The 20,161-nt window shown below is 62.3% G+C and carries 18 protein-coding genes; 9 read left to right on the top strand and 9 right to left on the bottom strand.

Annotation, left to right across the window (positions count from 1 at the left end; translation table 11 throughout):
* Positions 1 to 2,772, top strand: a complete 2,772-nt coding sequence (locus ACVW0R_RS05885) for a hybrid sensor histidine kinase/response regulator (RefSeq protein ID WP_011434294.1) — start codon at positions 1 to 3, stop codon at positions 2,770 to 2,772.
* 3 nt (positions 2,773 to 2,775) lie between these two features.
* Entirely contained in the window at positions 2,776 to 3,258 is a 483-nt protein-coding gene (locus ACVW0R_RS05880) for a hypothetical protein (RefSeq protein WP_457501797.1), read from the top strand.
* Here the strand turns inward: ACVW0R_RS05880 and ACVW0R_RS05875 are convergent.
* Positions 3,234 to 3,785: a hypothetical protein gene (locus tag ACVW0R_RS05875; protein ID WP_457501796.1), complete on the bottom strand. Its 552-nt coding sequence runs from the start codon at positions 3,783 to 3,785 to the stop codon at positions 3,234 to 3,236. The two genes, ACVW0R_RS05880 and ACVW0R_RS05875, sit on opposite strands and share 25 nt — an antisense overlap.
* A 136-nt stretch (positions 3,786 to 3,921) precedes the next feature.
* Here ACVW0R_RS05875 and ACVW0R_RS05870 point away from each other — a divergent pair, with 136 nt between their 5' ends.
* The gene (locus ACVW0R_RS05870) at positions 3,922 to 4,905 is read left to right on the top strand and encodes an acetyl-CoA carboxylase carboxyltransferase subunit alpha (protein WP_457501795.1); all 984 of its coding nucleotides are present in this window, start codon (positions 3,922 to 3,924) and stop codon (positions 4,903 to 4,905) included.
* Positions 4,906 to 4,914: 9 nt separating this feature from the next.
* Here the strand turns inward: ACVW0R_RS05870 and ACVW0R_RS05865 are convergent, their stop codons facing one another.
* On the bottom strand, positions 4,915 to 6,678 hold the full coding sequence (locus ACVW0R_RS05865; RefSeq protein ID WP_457501794.1) for a phospholipase D-like domain-containing protein: 1,764 nt from the start codon (positions 6,676 to 6,678) through the stop codon (positions 4,915 to 4,917).
* A 305-nt stretch (positions 6,679 to 6,983) separates the two neighbouring features.
* Between ACVW0R_RS05865 and ACVW0R_RS05860 the strand changes: the two genes are divergently transcribed.
* From ACVW0R_RS05860 to ACVW0R_RS05850, 3 genes are all read left to right on the top strand, one after another.
* Positions 6,984 to 7,376 carry a fasciclin domain-containing protein gene (locus ACVW0R_RS05860; RefSeq protein WP_228375274.1) on the top strand — a complete coding sequence of 131 codons (393 nt, stop codon included), beginning with the start codon at positions 6,984 to 6,986 and terminating at the stop codon, positions 7,374 to 7,376.
* Positions 7,377 to 7,433: 57 nt separating this feature from the next.
* Positions 7,434 to 7,610: a hypothetical protein gene (locus tag ACVW0R_RS05855; protein ID WP_011430963.1), complete on the top strand. Its 177-nt coding sequence runs from the start codon at positions 7,434 to 7,436 to the stop codon at positions 7,608 to 7,610.
* A 236-nt stretch (positions 7,611 to 7,846) separates the two neighbouring features.
* Positions 7,847 to 9,406, top strand: coding sequence for a YcjF family protein (locus tag ACVW0R_RS05850; protein WP_240527342.1), 1,560 nt, complete (start codon positions 7,847 to 7,849; stop codon positions 9,404 to 9,406).
* A 51-nt stretch (positions 9,407 to 9,457) separates the two neighbouring features.
* Here ACVW0R_RS05850 and ACVW0R_RS05845 read toward each other — a convergent pair whose 3' ends face one another.
* From ACVW0R_RS05845 to infC, 3 genes are all read right to left on the bottom strand, one after another.
* Positions 9,458 to 11,389: a serine/threonine-protein kinase gene (locus ACVW0R_RS05845; RefSeq protein ID WP_414401724.1), complete on the bottom strand. Its 1,932-nt coding sequence runs from the start codon at positions 11,387 to 11,389 to the stop codon at positions 9,458 to 9,460.
* 126 nt (positions 11,390 to 11,515) lie between these two features.
* Entirely contained in the window at positions 11,516 to 11,980 is a 465-nt protein-coding gene (gene bcp / locus ACVW0R_RS05840; protein WP_011430959.1) for a thioredoxin-dependent thiol peroxidase, read from the bottom strand.
* A gap of 15 nt (positions 11,981 to 11,995) precedes the next feature.
* On the bottom strand, positions 11,996 to 12,526 hold the full coding sequence (infC, locus tag ACVW0R_RS05835; RefSeq protein ID WP_041438488.1) for a translation initiation factor IF-3: 531 nt from the start codon (positions 12,524 to 12,526) through the stop codon (positions 11,996 to 11,998).
* 323 nt (positions 12,527 to 12,849) lie between these two features.
* On the opposite strand from infC, the gene ACVW0R_RS05830 reads away from it, so the two are divergent.
* From ACVW0R_RS05830 to ACVW0R_RS05820, 3 genes are all read left to right on the top strand, one after another.
* Positions 12,850 to 13,116 carry a hypothetical protein gene (locus tag ACVW0R_RS05830; protein WP_011430957.1) on the top strand — a complete coding sequence of 89 codons (267 nt, stop codon included), beginning with the start codon at positions 12,850 to 12,852 and terminating at the stop codon, positions 13,114 to 13,116.
* Positions 13,117 to 13,125: 9 nt separating this feature from the next.
* The gene (locus tag ACVW0R_RS05825) at positions 13,126 to 14,538 is read left to right on the top strand and encodes an aspartate ammonia-lyase (RefSeq protein WP_041438484.1); all 1,413 of its coding nucleotides are present in this window, start codon (positions 13,126 to 13,128) and stop codon (positions 14,536 to 14,538) included.
* Between the two features lie 83 nt (positions 14,539 to 14,621).
* On the top strand, positions 14,622 to 16,004 hold the full coding sequence (locus ACVW0R_RS05820; RefSeq protein ID WP_011430955.1) for an MFS transporter: 1,383 nt from the start codon (positions 14,622 to 14,624) through the stop codon (positions 16,002 to 16,004).
* A gap of 22 nt (positions 16,005 to 16,026) precedes the next feature.
* Here the strand turns inward: ACVW0R_RS05820 and ACVW0R_RS05815 are convergent, their stop codons facing one another.
* The 4 genes from ACVW0R_RS05815 to trpE all read right to left on the bottom strand — a co-directional run bounded on the left by ACVW0R_RS05815 (position 16,027) and on the right by trpE (position 20,096).
* Positions 16,027 to 16,482 carry a hypothetical protein gene (locus ACVW0R_RS05815; protein ID WP_011430954.1) on the bottom strand — a complete coding sequence of 152 codons (456 nt, stop codon included), beginning with the start codon at positions 16,480 to 16,482 and terminating at the stop codon, positions 16,027 to 16,029.
* A 156-nt stretch (positions 16,483 to 16,638) separates the two neighbouring features.
* The gene (gene chlG, locus ACVW0R_RS05810) at positions 16,639 to 17,703 is read right to left on the bottom strand and encodes a chlorophyll synthase ChlG (protein WP_071813560.1); all 1,065 of its coding nucleotides are present in this window, start codon (positions 17,701 to 17,703) and stop codon (positions 16,639 to 16,641) included.
* An 83-nt stretch (positions 17,704 to 17,786) separates the two neighbouring features.
* Positions 17,787 to 18,593, bottom strand: coding sequence for a phytanoyl-CoA dioxygenase family protein (locus tag ACVW0R_RS05805; RefSeq protein ID WP_457501793.1), 807 nt, complete (start codon positions 18,591 to 18,593; stop codon positions 17,787 to 17,789).
* 6 nt (positions 18,594 to 18,599) lie between these two features.
* Complete coding sequence (gene trpE / locus ACVW0R_RS05800; RefSeq protein ID WP_457501792.1) at positions 18,600 to 20,096, bottom strand: anthranilate synthase component I; 1,497 nt, start codon at positions 20,094 to 20,096, stop codon at positions 18,600 to 18,602.
* Positions 20,097 to 20,161 lie beyond the last annotated feature (65 nt).

Genomic DNA, 20,161 nt, shown 5'->3' with positions numbered 1-20,161 from the left:
ATGGGGCCGAATCCCACTTCCCTCGACCCACGCGAGTGGCAGGTTAGGCTGCAGTTTTTGGACGAAGCCCAGGCTTACCTCGACACCCTGGAGGCAGGGGTGTTGGGCCTGGGATCCCAGAGTTTGGATCGCCCCCGTTTGGATCGCTTGCTGCGGGCTGCTCATTCCATCAAGGGCGGGGCGGCCATGATGGGCTTTCCGGTGCTTAGCGACTTGGCCCATCGCCTGGAAGATGGTTTCAAGATCTTGCAGGTGGATCCCCAAAAAGCCGACCCCGCAGTGGAGCGCAACCTCTTGGCGGCGTTGGATTGCATGCGCCAAATAGCCCAGCAGCACCGCCAGCAGCGGCTTTTGGACGAATCTTGGCTGGCAGAGCGGGTGCAGCCTCTTTTCGATCAATTGCGAGAGCAGTTGGGAGAGTTGCAGCCTGAGGACAACGTCCAAGTCCTGGCAGCAGAGGCCGGGGGCGATATGCGGGTGCTGCTGTTTGCAACCGAGGTGGAGGCCTGTCTGCAGCGGTTGGAAGGTGTGCTGGCCCACCCCGAGCAGCCCTGTTTGCGGGAGGAGTTTCTCATTGCTGCCCAAGAGCTGGGGGCGCTGGGGGAAATGTTGGATCTGCCTGCCTTTGCCACCCTGTGCGGCTCAGTAGTCCAAGCTCTGGAGACGCTGCCGCCAAATGCCAAGGAGCAGGTGTTGCCCGTTGCTCAGGCGGCTTTACAAGCTTGGCGACGCTCGCAGGCCCTGGTGCTGGTCGGTCAGGTCGCTCTTCTCCCCAGCTCCTGGGATCCGGCAGAGCCTCCAGTTTCCCCCCCGCCAGAAGCCCCTCCCCCTGCAATGGCAGGAGCCACCGAGCTGCCGGATTCGATTCCAGCCGGGGCCAAAAGCGCTGCCGAGATGCTACGGGTGCCGGCTCGCCCTCTGGAACAGTTGGGGGAGCTGTTGGGAGAGCTCATAGGGGAGCGCAACCGCTTAAACAGTCGCCTGCAACGGCTGCGGGAGCTGGTCAGCTTGTTCAAACGGCGGGTTCGCACTCTAGAAGAAACCAACAGCCGCCTGCGCAGCAGCTACGACCGCGTCGCTGCCACCGTGCCTGCTTCTGTGCTCTTGAAAAAAGAAGGGGATCCCGGCCTGACCTTGGCCGATACCTTTGACCTCTTGGAGATGGATCGCTATGGAGAGATGCACCTGCTGACCCAAGAGGTGATGGAAACCGTTGTGCAAATTGATGAGGTAACCCACGATATCGACACCACCCTGCAGGAGACCGAAGGCAGCGCCCGCCAGCTCAGCCGCCTCTCCAGGCAAATGCAAACCCGTCTCGACCAGGTGCGCATGCAGCCTCTATCGGATTTGACGGATCGCTTCCCCAGAGCGCTGCGGGAGCTGAGCTTAGCCCATGGCAAGCCCGTGGAGCTGCGGGTCTTGGGGGGATCCACCCTAATCGAGCGCTCGATTTTGGAGGCCTTGGCGGATCCCTTGTTGCACTTGGTGCGCAACGCCTTTGACCACGGCATCGAGGCTCCAGACACCCGCCTGGCCCAGGGCAAGCCGGCCAAGGGCCTCATCGAAATTGCCGCCAGCCAACGGGGCAACCGCACTCTGATCACGGTGCGAGACGATGGGGCAGGGATCTGTCTGGATAAAATCCGGGCCCGCGCCTTGCAGATAGGGTTTTCCGCTGCCGACCTGGCTGAGGCCAGCTCCCAGGAGCTGCTGGAGTTGATCTTCCAGCCGGGCTTCAGCACCGCCGAGCGAGTCAGCGAGCTATCTGGACGGGGAGTGGGTCTAGACGTGGTACGCACCAACCTGCAACGAATTGGCGGCCAGGTGCAGGTGGAATCTTGGCCGGGACGGGGCACGCTGTTTACCCTCACTCTGCCCGTTTCTTTGAGCGTCACCCGCGTGCTGCTGACAGAATGCCAGGGGCTGATGTTGGCTTTTCCGGCCAACGCAGTGGAAGAATTGCTTATCCCCCCGCAGTTGCCTGCCGATTCCTTTCTCTGGGAAGGGGAGCAGATCCCTTTAATTCCTGTGGGCCACTGGTTTCGCTTCGCGCGCTGGCAGCCTCGCCGGGAAATTGACGAGACCCCCCTTCTCGACCGACCTGTGGTGCTGCTGGTGGTAGAAGACAACCGGCCCTATGGCCTGTTGGTGGATCGCTTTTGGCGGGAGCAAGAGGTAACTCTGCGCCCGGTGGAGGGAGGTCTGCCTCTGCCGTCGGGATTCTCCGGCTGTACGGTTTTGGCCGATGGGCGAATCGCTCTTTTCGTGGATCCGCCTGCCCTCTTGAGCTGGCTGCTCGCCCAGCGGGATCAGCCCTGTCAGTCGGCAAGGGATCCCCTTCCCCAGCCCAGGTTTGCCGCCCAGCCCACCCTGCTGGTGGTGGAAGATTCGGTCAACGTGCGCCGCTTCTTGGCCATGACCCTAGAAAGAGCAGGGTTCCGGGTTGAACAGGCTCGCGACGGACAAGAGGCCCTCGAGCACTTGCAGAGAGGAATTCCCATCCGAGCGGTGATTACCGACATTGAAATGCCGCGGCTGGATGGCTTTGGCTTGCTGGCCCAGATTCGTGCCCACCCCCTGTATGACCAGCTTCCCGTGGTCATGCTCACCTCCCGCAGTGGCGAGAAACACCGCCAACTGGCCCAGCGGCTGGGAGCCAGCGCCTACCTCTCCAAGCCCTTCCAGGAACAGGAGCTGATCCAAAAGCTGCGGCAACTGCTGCAACCAGCCTCTTCGGCACCTTCCACCGGCGTTTTGATGGCGAGGTAGTCCATGCCCCTGCTTTCCCCTCTGCGCCTGCGTCGTCTGGCTCGGCAAGAACAACTGAGAAACCGGCAGACCTTGATTACTTTCCAACTGGGCTCCTACTGCTTCGGCCTCCCTGTTGATCGGGCGCGGCGAGTTTTTAGCTGGGCAGAGTTTCAGCTTGCTCAGGAGGGCGGCCCCCAGCTTTTGGATACCGGTCGTTTGTTGCTGGGCCGAGGGATCCCTTTTCAACCGGAAGGGGTTATTCTGTTGCAGCCAGGCAGTTCTGAGGACGGATTGTCCGACCAGATCGACAACCCAGAAACAAGGGCTCTGCCCATTCCCACTCAGCCCCTCCTGCGCCGCCTGACATCCTCCCAGTTGCAGCCTCTCCCCAGCCGCTATGCAGCTCAGGCCCGCCAAAGGGGTATTGTGCAGTGGATCCCGCCAGCCGAAGGCCAGCTCCCCCTGTTGGTGTTCGACCCTCATCTCTGGCCTGTCTGTTCTTGAGCGGGGAGAGGGGGCAGTTGCAGTTCTGGATTCTCCACGCGGGTTAGCTCCCAGCGGAAGTGCTCCCCACCCCGTCGCTGCCAATTCAATCGGAAGGGTTGCTCCAAGGCGTTCACCTGATCCCGCGTCAGGTTGGCTAAGGGGCCGCCGGATCCCTCGATCACAAACCAGAGAGTGGCCTGTCCTTGGCGACTGGGATCCCCTGGGCCGAGCTGCACCTGCAGCGCTTGGGGTTGGAAGCGCAAGCGAAAAAATTGCCCGAAGATCTCGCGGCTGTAGGCCAGCGCCCGCTGCTTATCCAGGCCCCAACCATCGCTATAGGCCTCAGAGACCAGCATCTCCACCTGATCCCAGTTGCGCTGCTCCACCGCCCGCAGCAATCTCTCCGTGTGGACGCGGATTTGTCGCTCAGGCCGCCCGTATTGCCAAAAGGCTCCCACCCCGATAGCCAAGACGACGGATCCCACCACCCCCCAGCGCAGCCAGGGGGGAAGGGGTGAAGGGGGAGAAGAGACAGAAGCAGACAAGGGATCCCTCTTGGGCAGTAGGGGGATTGCTCCCTCTAGCCTACGGGATCTACATGTGAGAAGATCAAAGCCTGACCCCGAAATCTGTGCAGCCTCTGCCGGTCACAGCACGCTCCCGAAATTTAGCCAACCGGTCATGACCAAGTCCAACGACCGCCTACTGCTGGAGTTTGAGCAGCCTGTTGCCGCCCTCGAACAGCGCATCCAGGAAATTCGCGCCTTGGCCGAAGAAAACGACATCGACGCCTCTGAGCAGATTCGCCAACTAGAGGCCAAAGCCGAAGAGCTGCGCCGCGAGATCTTCTGCCAGCTCACCCCCGTAGAACGGCTGCAGGTGGCCCGCCATCCCCGCCGCCCCACCACCTTGGACTACGTCCAGACCATCTGCGACGACTGGTTTGAGCTGCACGGGGATCGCCACGGCCAAGACGATCCGGCCATCGTCGGCGGCCTGGCCAAACTGGGGGATCAGCCGGTGATGATCCTCGGCCACCAAAAAGGCCGCGACACCAAAGACAACATCCACCGCAACTTCGGCATGCCCAACCCCGCCGGCTACCGCAAAGCCCTGCGGCTGATGGAACATGCCCACCGCTTCGGCCTGCCCCTATTGACCTTTATCGACACGCCGGGGGCCTACCCAGGGGTTAAGGCAGAAGCCGAGGGCCAGGGGGAAGCGATCGCCACCAACCTGCAGACCCTGTTTCGGCTGGAGATCCCCATCATCTGCACCGTCATCGGCGAAGGGGGATCCGGGGGGGCTTTGGCCATTGGCATTGGGGATCGCATCTTGATGTTTGAGCACGCCGTCTATTCGGTGATCTCGCCGGAAGGCTGTGCGGCCATCCTTTGGAAAGATGCCAAGAAAGCGCCGCAAGCAGCGGCAGCCCTGCGCATTACCGCCCAAGACCTGCTGCAGCTAGAGGTCATTGACGAGATCTTGCCGGAGCCGGTTGGCGGCGCCCACCGCGCCCCCCTGGAAGCTGCCCAGACGCTGAAAGAAGCTCTCCTGCGGCATCTCAAGGAGCTATCTGCTCTGAGCGGGCGGGAGCTGCGGGAGGAGCGCTACCAGAAGTTTCGCCGCATGGGGGCCTTTCTGGAGCTGGCTCAAGAGAGCTAGACCGGATCCCTACCAGGTGACCCGATCCCGCAGTTGCTCAATCCGAGCCGGCCCGATGCCCTTGACCCGCTGTAGATCTTCCAAGGAGGAAAAGGGACGGGCCTCGATGATGCGCTGCGCCAGGGCCGGGCCAATGCCGGGCAACTGCTGCAGCTCTGCTGCGGTGGCGGTGTTTAAGTTCACGCGGGAAGCTTGCGGGGTAGCCGGCTGGGAAGGGGATCCCCTGTCAGGAACGGAGATCACCTCGACTTCCAGCAGCTCCGGCTCTGCTTCAGATGAGGAGAGGGCGACGGGGACAGGGCTGGGGCAGAGGCGGGCTCTCTCTTCCGCCTGTTGCTGCAGGCGGCGGCTGGGGCCAAAGCGGGCCTCGGCAATGAGCCGCTCGAACTCGCGCACAAAGTGATCCACCACCCGCTCATTACGGATGATCAAAAGGTTTTCGTCGTTGATGTGGTTGGCCGCCATTGACCAGTTGTGGGATCCGGTGATCACCGTGGCCTGAGGAGTGCCGGGATCGGCGATGGCGAACTTGTGGTGCAGCTTGTCTCCCGGGGCGAGGTTGGGCACGCCCACGGATGAAGCGGGCACTGTCCAAGGCAGGCGGGCCGCGTCCACCCGGCAGTTTTCGTCCGGGAGCAGCAGCCCCCACATCTCCAGGGTGCGGCTGTAGTCGCGAAAGGCAAAGCCGGGATCGAACACGCCGCGGATCAGCACGTTGCGCTCCTGGCGCAGTTGCCTGAGCTGGTTGGCAATGCCTGAGTCCGTAAAGACGAACAGGGCCAGATCCACCTGCTGCTGCGCTTGGGCCAGGGTGGCCGCGATGATGCCGTTGGAAGTGGCCTCGTAGGGCAGGGAGCGGCTGCTGGGAGAAAAATGTACCCCCACGATGGCATCGCCAAGGTAAACCGTCTCCAGGGGACGCTTGAGCTTTTGCACCCCGAAGCGGCTGTCGGGCAACCCTCCCGGCCCATCTCCCCACATGAGGTTGAACTCCTCGGTGTAGAGGCGAGCCAGCTCGGGGCTATCCAGCAGCAGCAGGTGGTTGGCGTTGCCCACACTGCCGGGGGCATCGAAATCCCCGTGGATATCGGAGAGGGTAAAATTGGCCGATCCGGTCAGCACCCGCTGCCCGTCGATAATCACAAACTTGTGGTGCATCAGGCCGCTGCCCTTGGAGCCGTCGGCGGTGTCGTCCAGCCAGGGCACCTGGCCTCCATCCAGCAAGGCGTACACATCTCGGCTGGCAATCTCCTCGGGAGAAAACCGTCCATCGCGGTTCACATCCACCAGGTTGCGGTACTCCTCGAACTTGCGACGGCTGCGCTCGTCCAGCGCCCGCACTTCGGCAGGGGTGAGCTGGTGCCAGGCTCGCACGTAGGTGTTTTCAGTAATAAAACGCACAGGGATCCCGGCCTGTCGTCGCTCCACTAGGGCTTGGGCAATGAGCGGTAGGTTCAGCTCTTTCACGGCAATATCCACCGACTGACGAGCGGAGCGAATCTGGGAAATGATGAACTCTTCCAGGTTGTAGCCATAGCGGCGGATCTGGCGATAGGGATCCCGATAGGTGCTCTCGCGGCTTTGGTTGAACGCCACCCGGATGCGGGGGTGCTGCGGCAGAGGGGCCAGGGTGGGCAGCTCTGGCTCTTGGGGATAAGGCCGAGGTCGGGGGCCCACCCAGTAGCCAATGGCCACCAGGAGCAGCAGCAGGGCAGCCCAGGGCAGCCAACGACGCAGTTGCCGCCGCCAAGATGGGATCCCGATCCCGTTCATCCCCTTTCTCCCCTCCAGCAACCACACCCAGAATACCGAACTTTACCGTAGCCACTTCTACGCAAAAGTGACCCCTGCTCTGCTCTAGGGCCACCCGTGCGAGAACGGCTTTTGACCCTAAGACGAATGTTTTGAGTTATTAACTTTTGTTATGAATCGCAAAGCCCTCACCCTTGGACTGACGGCGGCCACCTGCTTGGCCTTGGTCGGTTGTGACAGTTCCAGCAACGATACAGCCATTGCCCTGCCGACGCCCACTCCGACTCTCTCTCCCAGCCCTACGCCGCTGCCCAATATCGTCGCCGTTGCCGCTGCTAACCCTAACTTCCTTGGTGACGGCCCTGCAGGCAGCGGGCTTGGTGGGGGCTTTGCAGCAAGAAGGCCCCTTCACGGTCTTTGCTCCCACCAATGCTGCCTTTGCCGCTTTGCCCCCTGGCACGGTGGAAGCCTTGCTGCGGCCTGAGAACCGGGCAGAGCTGGTGCGCATTCTCACCTACCACGTGGTTCCCGGCTTGGCCCCCTCCAGCGCCCTCAGATCCGGCCAGCAGGTGACGACTTTGCAGGGATCCCCTGTCACTGTCACCCTTCTTGAGGGCGGACGGATTCGCATCAACAACGCCAACGTGATCACCGCGGATATTCAAGCTGCCAACGGCATCATCCACGTCATCGACACCGTCTTGATCCCACCTCGCTAAGGCTTCAGGCATTATTAAGAAAGAAGATCAAGTCCGGCAGTGATTGGGAGGCCCAGCGTGGAACGGCCCAAGTGGGTAGCCATTATGACGGGAGCTTTGGCCATTGCCCTGGGGGTGGGCTATTTGTTGTTGGTGCAGCTATTGGACTACCGGGGGGGCGAGTTTTTGCCAGCGCCGCTGGAGCCGCCGGCGGTTTTGCCAGGGATCCCTGGCCTTTTTGGCCACTTGGGCTGAGGGCGATCTCGATTGGCGTTTTCTGTCTTCAGCTTCTGGTTTTGCCGGTGGGTAGCTGTTCCTAAACAAAGCTTCTTGCAAAAACTGTATGCCCAGCTACAGCTAGCCCTATGCTAGAGAAGCGGCTGCGGAGCCCGCTTGCGCCGGGGTTGCCAGCGGAGAGGGTTCAGCCGTCCTAAATTCGCGAACGCTTCTCTCGCCTTTGCAGATCTCTAGACTAGATAGATCTTCAGGGTTTGCCTGGGGATCAGGATCTGTTCCCGATTGGGCATTTGGGCAAGCTGTGGGTTGGCATGGTGTTGTCGCGCTCCACTTGGCTGTGGTTGTTGACGGGGCTGGGCTTGGCGGCTCTCAGCCAATACCTGCAATGGGTTGAGGGCATCTACAGCTTTGTGGCTCCCTATTCGGTGCCGCTGGCGGATCTGGCGGTGGCCGGCATCCTGGGCGGAACAGTGGCGGCAGGGCTGGTGGCACGCCATTGGTGGCAACAGGTTCGCCGACCGCAACAGGATCCCACCCCAGCGGCCAAGCCGCGGCGGCGGGTTAAGTTGACGCGGGATCAGGTGCAAGCAGATCTGCAGGATGTCGATCGCCTTATCCAGAAGCTGCAGGACGACATTAGCCGTCGCGCCTTGCAGGCCAAGGCGCGGGAGATCGATCGACGGCTGGCCCAGGAAGAATTGCACCTGGTGGTGTTCGGCACCGCTTCTGCCGGCAAAACCTCTCTCATCAACGCTCTGCTGGGGCAGCCTGTGGGGGAAACCGCTCCCACCCTGGGCACCACCCAGCAGGGATCCATTCACACCTATCAACTGGAGGGCTGGAGTGGCCCCATCTCCCTCACCGATACCCCTGGCCTGCTGACCATCGGCGGCGCCGGCGAGGCGGAGGCCCGCGCCCTGGCCCAGAAGGCGGATCTGTTGATTTTGGTGGTGGCCGGGGATCTGCTGGCCTCAGAATATGCCGAGCTGCTCGAGCTGGCCCGGCTGGGGAAATCCACCATCCTGGCCCTTAACAAGACGGATCAGATGTTGCCGGAGGAGGTGGAGATCATCTTGGCCCACCTGCGCCAGCGCACCGCCGGCGTCATTCCCCCTGAGCAGGTGGTGGCCATTGCCGCCGACCCGGAGCCCTTGAAGGTTCGCTACTGCTTCCCCGATGGCTCCAGACAAGAAACCTGGGAGCCGCAGCCCCCCGATACAGGCGCCCTGGTCCAGCAGATGGCCCGCCTGCTGCAGCAAAAGGGATCCCATCTGCGCCTGGCCAACGCCCTGTTGCAAACCCAAACCTTGAGCGAGGCCGTCCAACAGGCCCTGCGGGAAGAGCGCTACCACCAGGGTCGCCAGATCGTGGAGCGGATGCAGTGGGCCACCGCTGCTGCCCTGGCCGTGACCCCCCTTCCGGCTTTGGATATGCTGGCGGGGGTGGTCATCCAGGCGCGCATGATCGGGGAGCTGCATCAGGTGTTCGATCGCCGCATCACCCTGCAGCAGGCTCAACAAATGGCCCACAGCCTGGCGCAAATGATCGTGCAGCTTGGGGGACTGGAGCTGGCCACCCAAGCCCTGGGCTCTGCCCTCAAAGCCAGTCCCTGGATGCTCATGGGGATCCCGCTGCAGGCGGCCAGCGGAGCCTATCTGACGCGGGTGGCGGGGCTGAGCTACCTGGAGTGGCTGCAATCGGGGGATCCCTGGCAAGAGGAGCTCCTGCAAGAGCGGCTCAAGCAGCAGCTTCACAGCCGTTATCCGCTGGCCTTTCTCAAGCAATTGGCTCGCCAAGCCCACTCCAGCAGCTAGCCGAACAGCCCAAGCTCAGCTAGGGCCATTTCAAAAGCAAAAAACCCGTCGCTAGCCCAAAGCAACCCCCTCGGCGGCATGGCCATTCGCCGGCAACTGGTTGAGATCCAACTGCCAAAGCTGAAATTGCTGCGGCTTCCCGGCCTTGGGCACTTGCAGCCAGACCAGTCCCCTTTGCCCCACCTGCAACACCTCGGATCCGACGGGCACGGCCACCTGGGCCAAGGGATACCCCCCCTCGCTATACAGCCAGAGGGAAGAGAACTCCTCCCCCTCGCGACACAGGAGCAGCACGCCCCAAGGGGCCTTGGCCATTTGCAGGGGCCACCCCTTCAAAAACCAGCGGCGCAGCCGCAGCGGGTTGACCTGCACCGAGCAAAGGTGGGGGCAGCATCCCTGGCCTCCTCCATCCCCGCCGGCAAAAAGCAGCCGCTCCCCCAAGCTGAGCACTCTCCCCCTGGGATCCAGGGGTAGGCGATAGCGCAGCGGCTGGGAGCCCGTCTGCGGAGGCCAGGCCGCCGGATAGGGCAACACAGTCATTTCCACCCACTGCCGCCCCAATCCCGCCAACAGCACCAGATGCTCCGAGAGAGCCAGCAAGCGGAGCAGGGATCCCGTTGGCACCTGCCAAGGCCAGCGAAAGTAGCAGTGGAACTCCGGAAAAGGTTGAGCTACGGTTGGCCCAGCCGGCAGCCATTGCACTGCCCCAATTTCTTTGGCAGTGGCCCAGACCAACTCCTGCCGCTCCGCCAGCCAGGTGGCTCGCCAATCCTCCGCAAAACTCAGCAAGGTACGGACGCGCGCGGGACTCAGGTGCAAAAGGTTGCTTTTGGAAAAAGCCAAAGCCTCCGGGAAGCTCGGCAAGGGCAGCACTTGCTGCAACGGTTCGGCCAAGGAGAAACAGGCCAGAGGCGGCGCTCCTGAGGCAAGGGTCTGCAGATCCAGCCACTCCAGCCGCTGAGGGGTTACCCGCAGCAGCAGCGGGGATCGGGAGCCGCTCGGATCTTCACAGATGCAGAACTTTTGCTCAGGCAGGGACTCCATCCCGCCCTCGCCAACAAAACCCGGATCCGGCAGATCCCAGACCTGCAGGCCGGGAGGTGACCGCCTGGACAGGCGAGGGCCGACCCAACAACCGGCTGGCTCCTGCCACTCCCGGGCAAAGGTTGCCAGGGCCGAACGCATCTGGGCCGCGGTGCGAAACCGCCGCAGGGGCAACTTGCGCAACGTGATCTCCAGCAGTTCCTGCAGCGGGGCCGGGATCCCTTCCGGACAGACAAACGGCTGGTTGAGGTGGGCGTGCATCAACTGGCTGGGGGAGCCGGAAAAGGGTCGCCGGCCCGTCAACAGCTCCAGGAGGATGATCCCCACCGCGTAGAGGTCAGAAGCGGGGCTGAACTGGCCGTAGAACCGCTCTGGCGCCATGTAGGCGGGGGAGCCGGTGGCAGAGATCTCGCCGGGAGCAGGCTGGGGGTGACGAGCGATGCCAAAGTCCGTCAGCTTCAGTTGCCAACCCTGGGGCGTGGGCTTGAGCAAGATATTCTCTGGCTTGACATCGCAGTGGATTACCCCCTGTCGATGGGCATGATCCAAGCCGGCCAAGATCTGATCCACAAAGCCCAAAACCTGCTTGACCGGCAGCCACAGCCCCCGCTCCACCTGGTCGATCAGCTCCCGCAGCGTGCCCCCTTCGCAGTACTCCAACACCAAATAGCGCCCCTCACGGGCATGTTCGAGGGCGTAGCAGCGGGTGATGTTGGGGTGGTTCAATGTCAGCAGGTAGCGCAGCTCCCGCAGCAGGTTGGGGGTGGGAAAGCGCTCTGCCGGCAGCTCCTTGAGGGCCACCAGATCCCCCCCGTGGCGGGGCCGGGCACAGAACACGCGCCCATACTGCCCTTGGCCGGCCAAACCCAAAATTTGGTAGCTGTCGTGAATCGACTTGGTGGTACGGGTGCGTCGGGACACGGCCCCAGGGGAATCCATACCGGCACCTTGTATCGTTATATCCCCTGCCCGCTCTCTTCTTGTCCTAATCTCGGCACGGGAACGCTGGACACCTAGGCACCTTTGCCGACAGGGCTGCTCCCCCTGCACCCCCCAACAGAGAGCTTAGGAGCCGGTTAACTGCTTGAGCAGCTCCGCCGCGTGAGCCTCCACCTTGACCTTGGTGATGATGGCCTCGATCTTCCCCTCCGGATCGATGACAAAGGTGGTGCGGTGAATGCCGTTATAGACTTTGCCCATGAACTTTTTCGGGCCATAGACGCCGTAGGCGCTGGCCACCTTGGCCCCCTCGTCCACCAGCAGCGGAAAGGGAAGCTGCAGTTTTTGGGCAAACTTTTGGTGGGAACGGGCGTCGTCGGCGCTCACCCCCAAGACGTGGATCCCGTGCGCCTGATACTCGGCGTAGGCATCGCGAAAGCCACAGGCTTCTCGGGTGCAGCCGGGAGTGTTGTCCCGCGGGTAGAAGTAGAGCACCACCCGCCGGCCCCGCAGCTGGCTCAGGCTGACCAAATTGCCCTCGGCATCGGGCAGGGTAAACTCCGGCGCCGGATCCCCAACAGCAAGAGCCATAGACGGGATCCCTCCTCAGGTGGATTTTTTGGGGGAGAGGATCATCGTGATGTTTCGCCCTTCCTTTTGGGGGGGCTGCTGCATTTCCGCCACGCCTTCTAGGTCTTTGAACAAGCGCTGCAGCAACTCTTCCCCCAACTCGGCGTGCTGGGCCTCGCGACCGCGAAACATCACCGTGGCTTTTACCTTGTCTCCATCCCCCAAAAACTGCTGAGCGCTGCGCAGGCGGACGTGGTAGTCGTGCTCGCCGATGTTGTAGCGAAACTTCACTTCCTTGATCTCGGCGGTGTGTTGTTTTTTGCGGGCCTCCCGTTCTTTTTTCTCCTTCTCAAACTTGAACTTGCCGTAGTCCATGATGCGGCAGACAGGAGGATCCGCCTTGTCGCTGACCAAGACCAAGTCCAGATCTTTTTCTTCGGCCAGGCGCAGGGCTTCGCGCGGGCTCATGATCCCCAACTGGGTGCCATCGGTGTCGATGAGGCGAATTTTGGGGAAGCGGATGCGCTCGTTGATGGCCGGCAGCTCTGCGCGCTGCTTGCGGGGCAAGCGGTCAAGTGGACGTTCTACGGACAAGTTTTCCTCTCTGTGAACAACAACCTAGATGGTAGTACTCAGAGAATAGCAGCCTCTTTTGCGCCGTTGCTGGCCGACGGACTTGCACCCCCAAGTGGTCTATCGGCCAGGAGGGCAAGGCATGCTGCACCTATACTAGCCGGCATTTTTTGTTTTCTTCTAGGGGTTCGCCGACCCACTGGAAGGAAGAAGGATGCTGGATTGGGGCAGCAACCGCGGTAGGATAACCAAAGTGGCGCTCCTGCCGGTGAGAGGGCAGGGGGGGGCTTGTTTTCCGGTTAGCAGGGAGGGCAAAAGTGGTGCAGCTCGGTTTAACGGAACGGGAACTGAAAGAGTTGGCCCAAAAGTCGGTGCAACTGATCCTGAGCCCGCGAGAAGGAGATAGCGAGGCGCTGGCTCAGTACAAAGCCTCGGCCGAATTCCGGGCAGGAGTTCATCTGGCCTGCGCGGCCATGGTGCTCGTCTTGGCGGAAAACAACGAGCGGATTAGCCAGCAGTTGGCTGCTCTCCAGGAAAAGGGATCCCTACCTCTACAGGAACCTTCCCAAAAACCTGCCAGCTAGAGCTGTGCCATGGTTCCAGAGACAGACCCACTGCAAGTGCGCAGCGAGCGGGACGCGATGGGGGAGCGGCAACTGCCGCAGTCGGTGTACTACGGCATCCAAACCGCCCGCGCCCTGGAGAATTTTCCCATCAGCGGCCTCAAGCCGCTGCCGGAGTACGTGGAGGCCTGCGTGCTCATCAAAAAAGCGGCGGCGGAGGTCAACGGCGAGCTGGGCTGCATTCCCCCCGACGTGGCCAAGGCCATTGTCCAAGCGGCAGACGAGATCCTCCAGGGATCCCTGCGGGATCAGTTTGTGGTGGATGTGTACCAGGCCGGGGCGGGCACCTCCCACCACATGAACGTCAATGAGGTGTTGGCCAACCGCGCCCTGGAGATCCTGGGAGAGCCCAAGGGGCGCTACGAGCGGGTCAGCCCCAACGACCATGTCAACTACGGCCAATCCACCAACGACGTCATCCCCACCGCCATTCGCCTGGCGGCCCTGCTGCGGGTGCGGCGGGATCTTTTGGGCACGCTGGACAACCTGGTGGCGGCGCTGGAGCAGAAAGCACAGGAGTTCCACGGCATTCTCAAGGCGGGCCGCACCCATTTGCAGGATGCTGTCCCCATAAGGCTGGGAGATAGCTTCGGCGCCTATGCGGCCATCTTTGCCCAGCACCGCCGCTGGATCGAGGAGGCCAGCCAGGCTCTGGGCAGCTTGGGGCTGGGGGGCAGCGCCGTCGGCACCGGCCTCAATACCCATCCCCAGTACCGGCAAAAGGTGGTGCAACGGCTGGCAGAGTACACCCAGTTGCCCCTTACCCCGGCCCCCCATCCCATGGCGGCGATGCAGAGCATGGCCCCCTTTGTGCACCTGTCGGGATCCCTGCGCAACCTGGCCCAAGATGCCATCAAAATGGCCAACGACCTACGCCTGATGGATTCCGGCCCCAAGACTGGCCTCAAAGAGATCCAACTGCCGCCGGTACAGCCCGGCTCCTCCATCATGCCCGGCAAGTACAACCCGGTGATGGCCGAGATGCTGAACATGGTCTGCTTTCAGGTGATCGGCCTGGACACCGCCATTCTCCTCGCCGCCCAGGCAGGCCAATTTGAGCTCAACGCGATGATGCCGCTGATTGCCTATAACCTCCTGCATAGCTTGCAGATCCTCAACAACAGCCTGCGCGTCTTTACCGAGCGCTGCGTCCGCGGCATCACCGCCCAGGCGGATCGCTGCCGCAGCTATGCTGAGGGGACGCTGGCTTTGGTGACTGCCCTCAATCCCTACATTGGCTACCTGCAGGCGGCAGAGGTGGCTAAGATCTCCCTGGAAACCGGCAAGCCCATCCGCCAGATCGTGTTGGAGCGCAACTTGATGAGCCCGGAACAGGTGGCCAAGGCGTTGAATCTGGAGGCGATGAGCCAGATGCGCTCTTAGCCCCTCCGCGAAAAGGGCAATTAGCCCTCTCGCCTGCCCCTTCCCCCTAGACTAAGTAAGACTCTCCTTTGCCAAGGCAGGCCATGACCGGAGAACGACTGAGCTTGCGGACGAAGCTGGCCTATGGGGTGGGGGATCTGGGCACGGGCATGACGGCCAATATCCTCATCTTTTTCCTGCTGCCCTTTCTCACCAATACCGTCGGCATGGCGGCAGGCTTGGCCGGCAGCATCTACGCCATCACCCGCTTTTGGGATGCCGTCAACGATCCCATCATCGGCATCCTCAGCGACCGCACCCGCAGCCGTTGGGGCCGTCGCCGCCCCTGGCTGCTGTTTTCGGCCATCCCCTTTGGCCTGACTTTTGCAGCTCAGTGGTGGATCCCTTTTCCCGGTCAGATGGGCCCCCTTTTCGCCTACTACCTGGCGGTGTCCCTGCTGTTCAACACCTTTTATTCTGCCGCCAACATCCCCTACGCCTCCCTGACGGCGGAGCTAACCCAGGATTACGACGAGCGCACCCGGCTCAACCAATTTCGCTTTGCCTTCTCGGTGGGGGGCAGCATGGTTGCCGTGGTTACCTTTCCGCTGCTGTTTAACCTGCTGCCGGATCGGGCTGCCGGCCATCTGCTGGCGGGGGCTTGTTTTGGGGCCATCTCGGCTGTGCCCCTGCTGCTCTGCTTTTGGGGAGTACGAGAACGTTTTCAATCCCAACGGGATCCGCTGCCTCTGCTGCAGCAACTGCGGGTGGCCTTCAGCAATCGCCCCTACCTGTTTGTCAGCGGCATCTACCTGTGTTCTTGGCTGGCCTTTCAGTTCACAGCCACGATCATCCCCTATTTCATCGTCTTCTGGATGGGCCTGCCCGAGGTGTGGATTTCTCTGGTGGTGTTGGCGGTTCAGAGTGTTGCCGTGCTGACCCTGTTTGCCTGGACATGCCTGAGCGCTCGGCTGGGCAAGCGCGCCATGTACCTGATCGGGGCGGGGTTTTGGCTCATCTCGCAGGCGGGCCTATTTTTCCTGCAGGCCGGCCAGGAGCGGCTCATGATTGCACTAGCCCTGTTGGCAGGGATCGGGGTTTCCGCCACAGTGTATCTTGGCCCTTGGTCAATGCTGCCGGATGTCATCGACCTGGACGAGCTGCACACTGGGGAGCGGCGGGAAGGGATCTTCTATGCCTTCATGGTGTTCTTGCAAAAGGTGGGCCTGGCGCTAGGGCTGTTTTTCGTGGGACAAGCTCTGGATTGGGCCGGCTTTATCCCTTCGGTGGCCGGAGAGGCCCCACCCCTCCAGCCAGAATTGGCCTTGCTGGCCATCCGCCTCGCCATCGGCCCCCTGCCGGCAGTGGCTTTAATCGGTGGGATCCTGCTGGTGTGGCTGTACCCCATCACCCGGCAGCGCCACCGGCAGATCCTAAGGGAATTGGAGGCAAGACGAGCGGGAGCTGCTCCTGAGGGATCCCCTTAGACAGGGGGCCGCTTCCCGTCTGTCAGTTGAGGATGATGCGCAAGCCACTGCCGGAGGGCTGCACCGGCTCGGAGTTGGGCAGAATCCGCAGGCCGCTGCCGGAAGGCTGGATCACAGGGTTGTCAGTATTGACGAAGAAGGTGTTGGAGCGGCCATCCCGCTCGTAGACCACCACGTCGTTGGGGTTGAACTGGGAGCGGCAGATGATGGGAGAGTTGTCGGCAGCGGTGGCGGCGCTGCAGCGGTAGCCAGGGGCAGAGACCACTTGGCCCTCTGCATCGAGGGAAAAAGGAACTCCCCCAGGCGGGATCGGAGCCAAGAGCGGCTGGTCGGGGTTGAGGATGACCGAGCCACCGGTGCTGGGTTCGACCAGGATCCCGCGCCCGTCGATGACGATCCGCTGGGCTTGTGCAGGGACGACCGCCCCCAAGAGCAGAGCCAGGCTCAGGCTGAGTTGGAGGGGAATAGACAGCTTCATCGGATATCTCCTTTGGCCCAGGGCCATCCCACTTTTTGGGATCCATCGGCCATCCCCGATGGGATCCTGACTTGATCTTGGCCCAGGCAGAGGGAGCACCCCAGGGCGGAAGCCGTCACCTCGGTTGCCAGGATGGGCACTTTGGCCTTGGCTCGACTACCCCAGCCCCAAGCGGCCCAGCGCCAGCCCCACCACCAGCATGCCCAACACCAGAAAAGGCTGAGCGCTGGCCTGGTATTTGACGTCGTTGTTGAGGGGATCCCGCAGCAGGTACATGTCTTGGAAGGTGATCTGCGGGATAATCAGCAGCACCAAAATTGCGGCGTAGAGCTTTAGGCCAGCTCCCAGCAAAAACGAGGCCATGCCGAACTGAAACAGGTCGATCATCAGCGCCGCGATCCAGGCCGCCCCCATCGCCCCAAACATCACCGGCAAGGAGGCGAGGCCAAATTGTCTATCCCCCTCCATGCTTTTGAAATCGTTGACCACGGCGATCCCCAGGCCGGCCAAGCTGTAGATCAGGGTCAGAATGCAGATTGTCCAGTTCAGCTCGCCAAAGAGGGCATGTCCCGTCCACCAGGGCAGGGCGATGTAGCTGGCCCCCAGGGCGTAGTTCCCCAGCCAGCCGTTGCGCTTTAGTTTCAGGGGCGGCGCCGAGTAGATGTAGGCAATTAGGGCTCCCGCCAGGGCAATGCAGGTGATCACCGGAAAGTCGTGGCCGGTGTACCAATCCAGGGCATAGGCCAACGCCAGCCCCAGGATCAGCAGCACCCAGATTTGGATGACCACCCGCCGCAGGGAGATGGCCCCGGAAGGGATGGGGCGATAGGGCTCGTTGATGGCGTCGATGTCGCGGTCGTAGTATTCGTTCAGGGTCTGGGTGTAGCCCGTCATCAAGGGGCCGGCCAGGATCATGCCCACCAAGATGAGGGCCACGTTTTCCCAAGTCCAGGTGAAGTGGCCGGAGGAGGCCGCTCCCGGAATCAGGCCCCACACCAGCGGGATCCAGGTCACGGGCTTCATCAGTTGCAGGTGGACTTGCCAAACGGAGCGAGACTCCACCTCTGCCCCTTTCATGCCCAAGAGTTGGCGGACACGCCGGGCGGCGGATCCCTTGTCGGCTTCAGGAGCCGGGGCGGTTTCTGCGCCAGGACCCACAGCAGGGGCCATTTCGTCTGCCGTCGGCGCCCAAGATGGCTCTTGAGAGGTGCTTTCGCTCATGGTGGGGTGCGCAATCAAACTTCAACAACGGGGATACCCACCCCCATTCTGAGGCATCTTCCCACATTCCTCAAAACTTTCCTCTACACAATCTGCGCTGCCACGAATAGGGAGTGGTGCTGGGCCGGGATCCGCTCTTTCTCGGCTGCCGGGATCACCAGGGGGGGCTGTCGGGTATAGTTGACGGGATCCCGGAACCAAGGTCGGCTGTAAGTGTTGTAGAGGAGGGGCCGGGGAGCAGCAGAACGATTGGCCCGGCCCAGGTGAATCAAGCGGTAGTCGAACAGCAGGCAGGATCCCTTGGCCAGCGGCGGATCGACAAAGGGCATCTGCCGGGCCAGCTCGGTGTAGTGGGCCTCGAAAACAGCGTGGCTGCCAGGCCAGAGGCGGGTCATGCCGTTCTCTTCGTTGACCTCCACCAGCGGGATAAGCAAATTCAGGGCATAGCAGGGGACGATGGCATCTAGAATTGCGTCGCCGAAGAGGTGGGAGAGATCCCGGTGAACCTGTTGGTCGGCGGATCCCGGCAGAGAAACTACCACCCCCAGCCCGCTCAGGATCAGGCTTGATCCCAAGATTCGCTGCAAGATAGGCAGGATTAAGGGATGGGCATAGAGCAGGGGATCGTTAAAGGGCCCCTCCAGGCGCACCGTCACCATCACTCGTCGATTGCCCACCAACAGGGCGTCGGGGTGGTTTTCGTGGGTGCAGTAGCGGCTGTAGGTGGTCAGAAAGCTACTGTGTAGCTTGTCGATGAGCGCCGTGGGGAAGATCTCCGGCAGCACCAGGTAGCCCTCGGTGGAAAACAGGTGAAACGCCTGCTCTACGGTCTCTGGATCCAGCTGCCGGCGCTCCCGCTCGGCATGGCTAAAGTGCACCTGGGCTAACACGAGCCTTTACTCCTTCTGCAAGCTGGCCACTGCCATGAGCATGCCCCGCGCTTTGTTCAGGCATTCTTGGTACTCCCGCTCCGGATCCGAGTCGGCCACGATGCCCGCCCCGGCTTGGATGCTCACCTGGTCCCCCTGAACCAGCAGGGTGCGGATGGTGATGGCGGTGTTCAGTTGGCCGGCAAAGTCGTAGTAGCCATAGGCGCCGGCGTAGGGGCCGCGGCGAGACCCTTCCAGCTCGTGGATAATCTGCATGGCGCGGATCTTGGGAGCGCCAGTAACCGTGCCGGCAGGAAAGGTGGCCCGCAGCAGATCCCAGGCGCTGTAGCGGGGATCCAACTGCCCCACCACATTGCTGACGATGTGCATCACGTGGCTGTAGCGCTCGATCTGCATCAGGTCGTCCACCTGCACGGATCCCAGGCGGCAGACCCGCCCCAGGTCGTTGCGGGCCAAGTCCACCAGCATCACATGCTCTGCCCGCTCCTTGGGATCCGCCAACAGCTCCTGCTCCAACTGGCGGTCTTGGGCGGGGGTGGCGCCGCGGGGGCGGGTGCCGGCGATGGGACGCACGGTGGCGATGCGCTCTTCCCCTATCCGAGTGAGCTTGACCATCACTTCTGGGCTGGAGCCGACAAGGCAGAGATCGCCAAACTGGAAAAACGCCATGTAGGGGGAGGGGTTAATCAGCCGCAGGGAGCGGTAGAGCCGGAAAGGATCTCCAGCAAAAGGGGTGGTGAAGCGCTGCGAGAGCACCACCTGAAAGATCTCGCCAGCCCGGATGTAGGCTTTGGCCTGCTCCACCGCCTGGCAGTAGGCGGCGCGGCTGAGGGTGCTGGGGGGAATGGCATCGGGCAGTTGCGGCTTCCAGTCGAGGCTGAGGTGGGCAAGAGAAAGGGGGGCGCTGAGCTGTTGCACCAACTGTTCCACCCGCCGGCAGGCTTGGGCGTAGGCCTGCTCCGCCGGCTGCTGGCGTGTGTCGGCAAAGGCCACCACCCAGATCTTGCGCTTGACCTGGTCGAAGATCAGGATGCTGTCCACCTGCATGAGGATAGCGTCGGGGGGATCCCCCGGCTGCAGGGGGTGAATGGGCACCTTGGGCTCGATCCAGCGAATCAGCTCATAGCCCCAGTAGCCAAAGAGCCCGCCGATGCTGCTGGGCAACTCCGGCAGGTGCACCGGCTCATAGGGCTGCAGGCAGCGGGCCAAAACGGCAAAGGGATCCCCTTGGTGCTGCTCTCGATGCCCATCGCGGTGGATCTGCAAGGCCTGATCCCCGCGCACCTGCAAAACCCACAAAGGGTCGCAGCCGAGGAAGCTGTAGCGGGCCACCTGTTCCCCTCCCTCCACCGATTCCAGCAGAAAGTTGTAGGGCCGCCCGGCACAGACCCGGTACCAGGCAGAGACAGGCGTTTCCAAGTCCGCCACCCATTCTTGGTAGACCGGGATGAAATTGCCCTGTTGGCTGAGGGCGAGGAACTCCTTCAGAGAAGGGGAGATCATGGCCTGCACCTTCGCTTGCCCCTCTGACTTTACCTTAAGGGGGGAGCTCCAACAGCACCGCCACC

The organism is Thermostichus sp. MS-CIW-15 (assembly GCF_054060575.1).
Note: the sequence above shows the minus strand (reverse complement) of the source record. Positions and strands in the feature narration are given on the sequence as shown.

Coding starts and splice junctions, on each gene's coding strand:
- ACVW0R_RS05820 (WP_011430955.1), top strand. CDS start 14,622: ATGACCGGAGAACGACTGAGCTTGCGGACGAAGCTGGCCTATGGGGTG.
- ACVW0R_RS05885 (WP_011434294.1), top strand. CDS start 1: ATGGGGCCGAATCCCACTTCCCTCGACCCACGCGAGTGGCAGGTTAGG.
- ACVW0R_RS05870 (WP_457501795.1), top strand. CDS start 3,922: ATGACCAAGTCCAACGACCGCCTACTGCTGGAGTTTGAGCAGCCTGTT.
- chlG (WP_071813560.1), bottom strand. CDS start 17,703: ATGAGCGAAAGCACCTCTCAAGAGCCATCTTGGGCGCCGACGGCAGAC.
- ACVW0R_RS05880 (WP_457501797.1), top strand. CDS start 2,776: ATGCCCCTGCTTTCCCCTCTGCGCCTGCGTCGTCTGGCTCGGCAAGAA.
- ACVW0R_RS05865 (WP_457501794.1), bottom strand. CDS start 6,678: ATGAACGGGATCGGGATCCCATCTTGGCGGCGGCAACTGCGTCGTTGG.
- bcp (WP_011430959.1), bottom strand. CDS start 11,980: ATGGCTCTTGCTGTTGGGGATCCGGCGCCGGAGTTTACCCTGCCCGAT.
- ACVW0R_RS05825 (WP_041438484.1), top strand. CDS start 13,126: ATGGTTCCAGAGACAGACCCACTGCAAGTGCGCAGCGAGCGGGACGCG.
- ACVW0R_RS05815 (WP_011430954.1), bottom strand. CDS start 16,482: ATGAAGCTGTCTATTCCCCTCCAACTCAGCCTGAGCCTGGCTCTGCTC.
- trpE (WP_457501792.1), bottom strand. CDS start 20,096: ATGATCTCCCCTTCTCTGAAGGAGTTCCTCGCCCTCAGCCAACAGGGC.
- ACVW0R_RS05845 (WP_414401724.1), bottom strand. CDS start 11,389: ATGGATTCCCCTGGGGCCGTGTCCCGACGCACCCGTACCACCAAGTCG.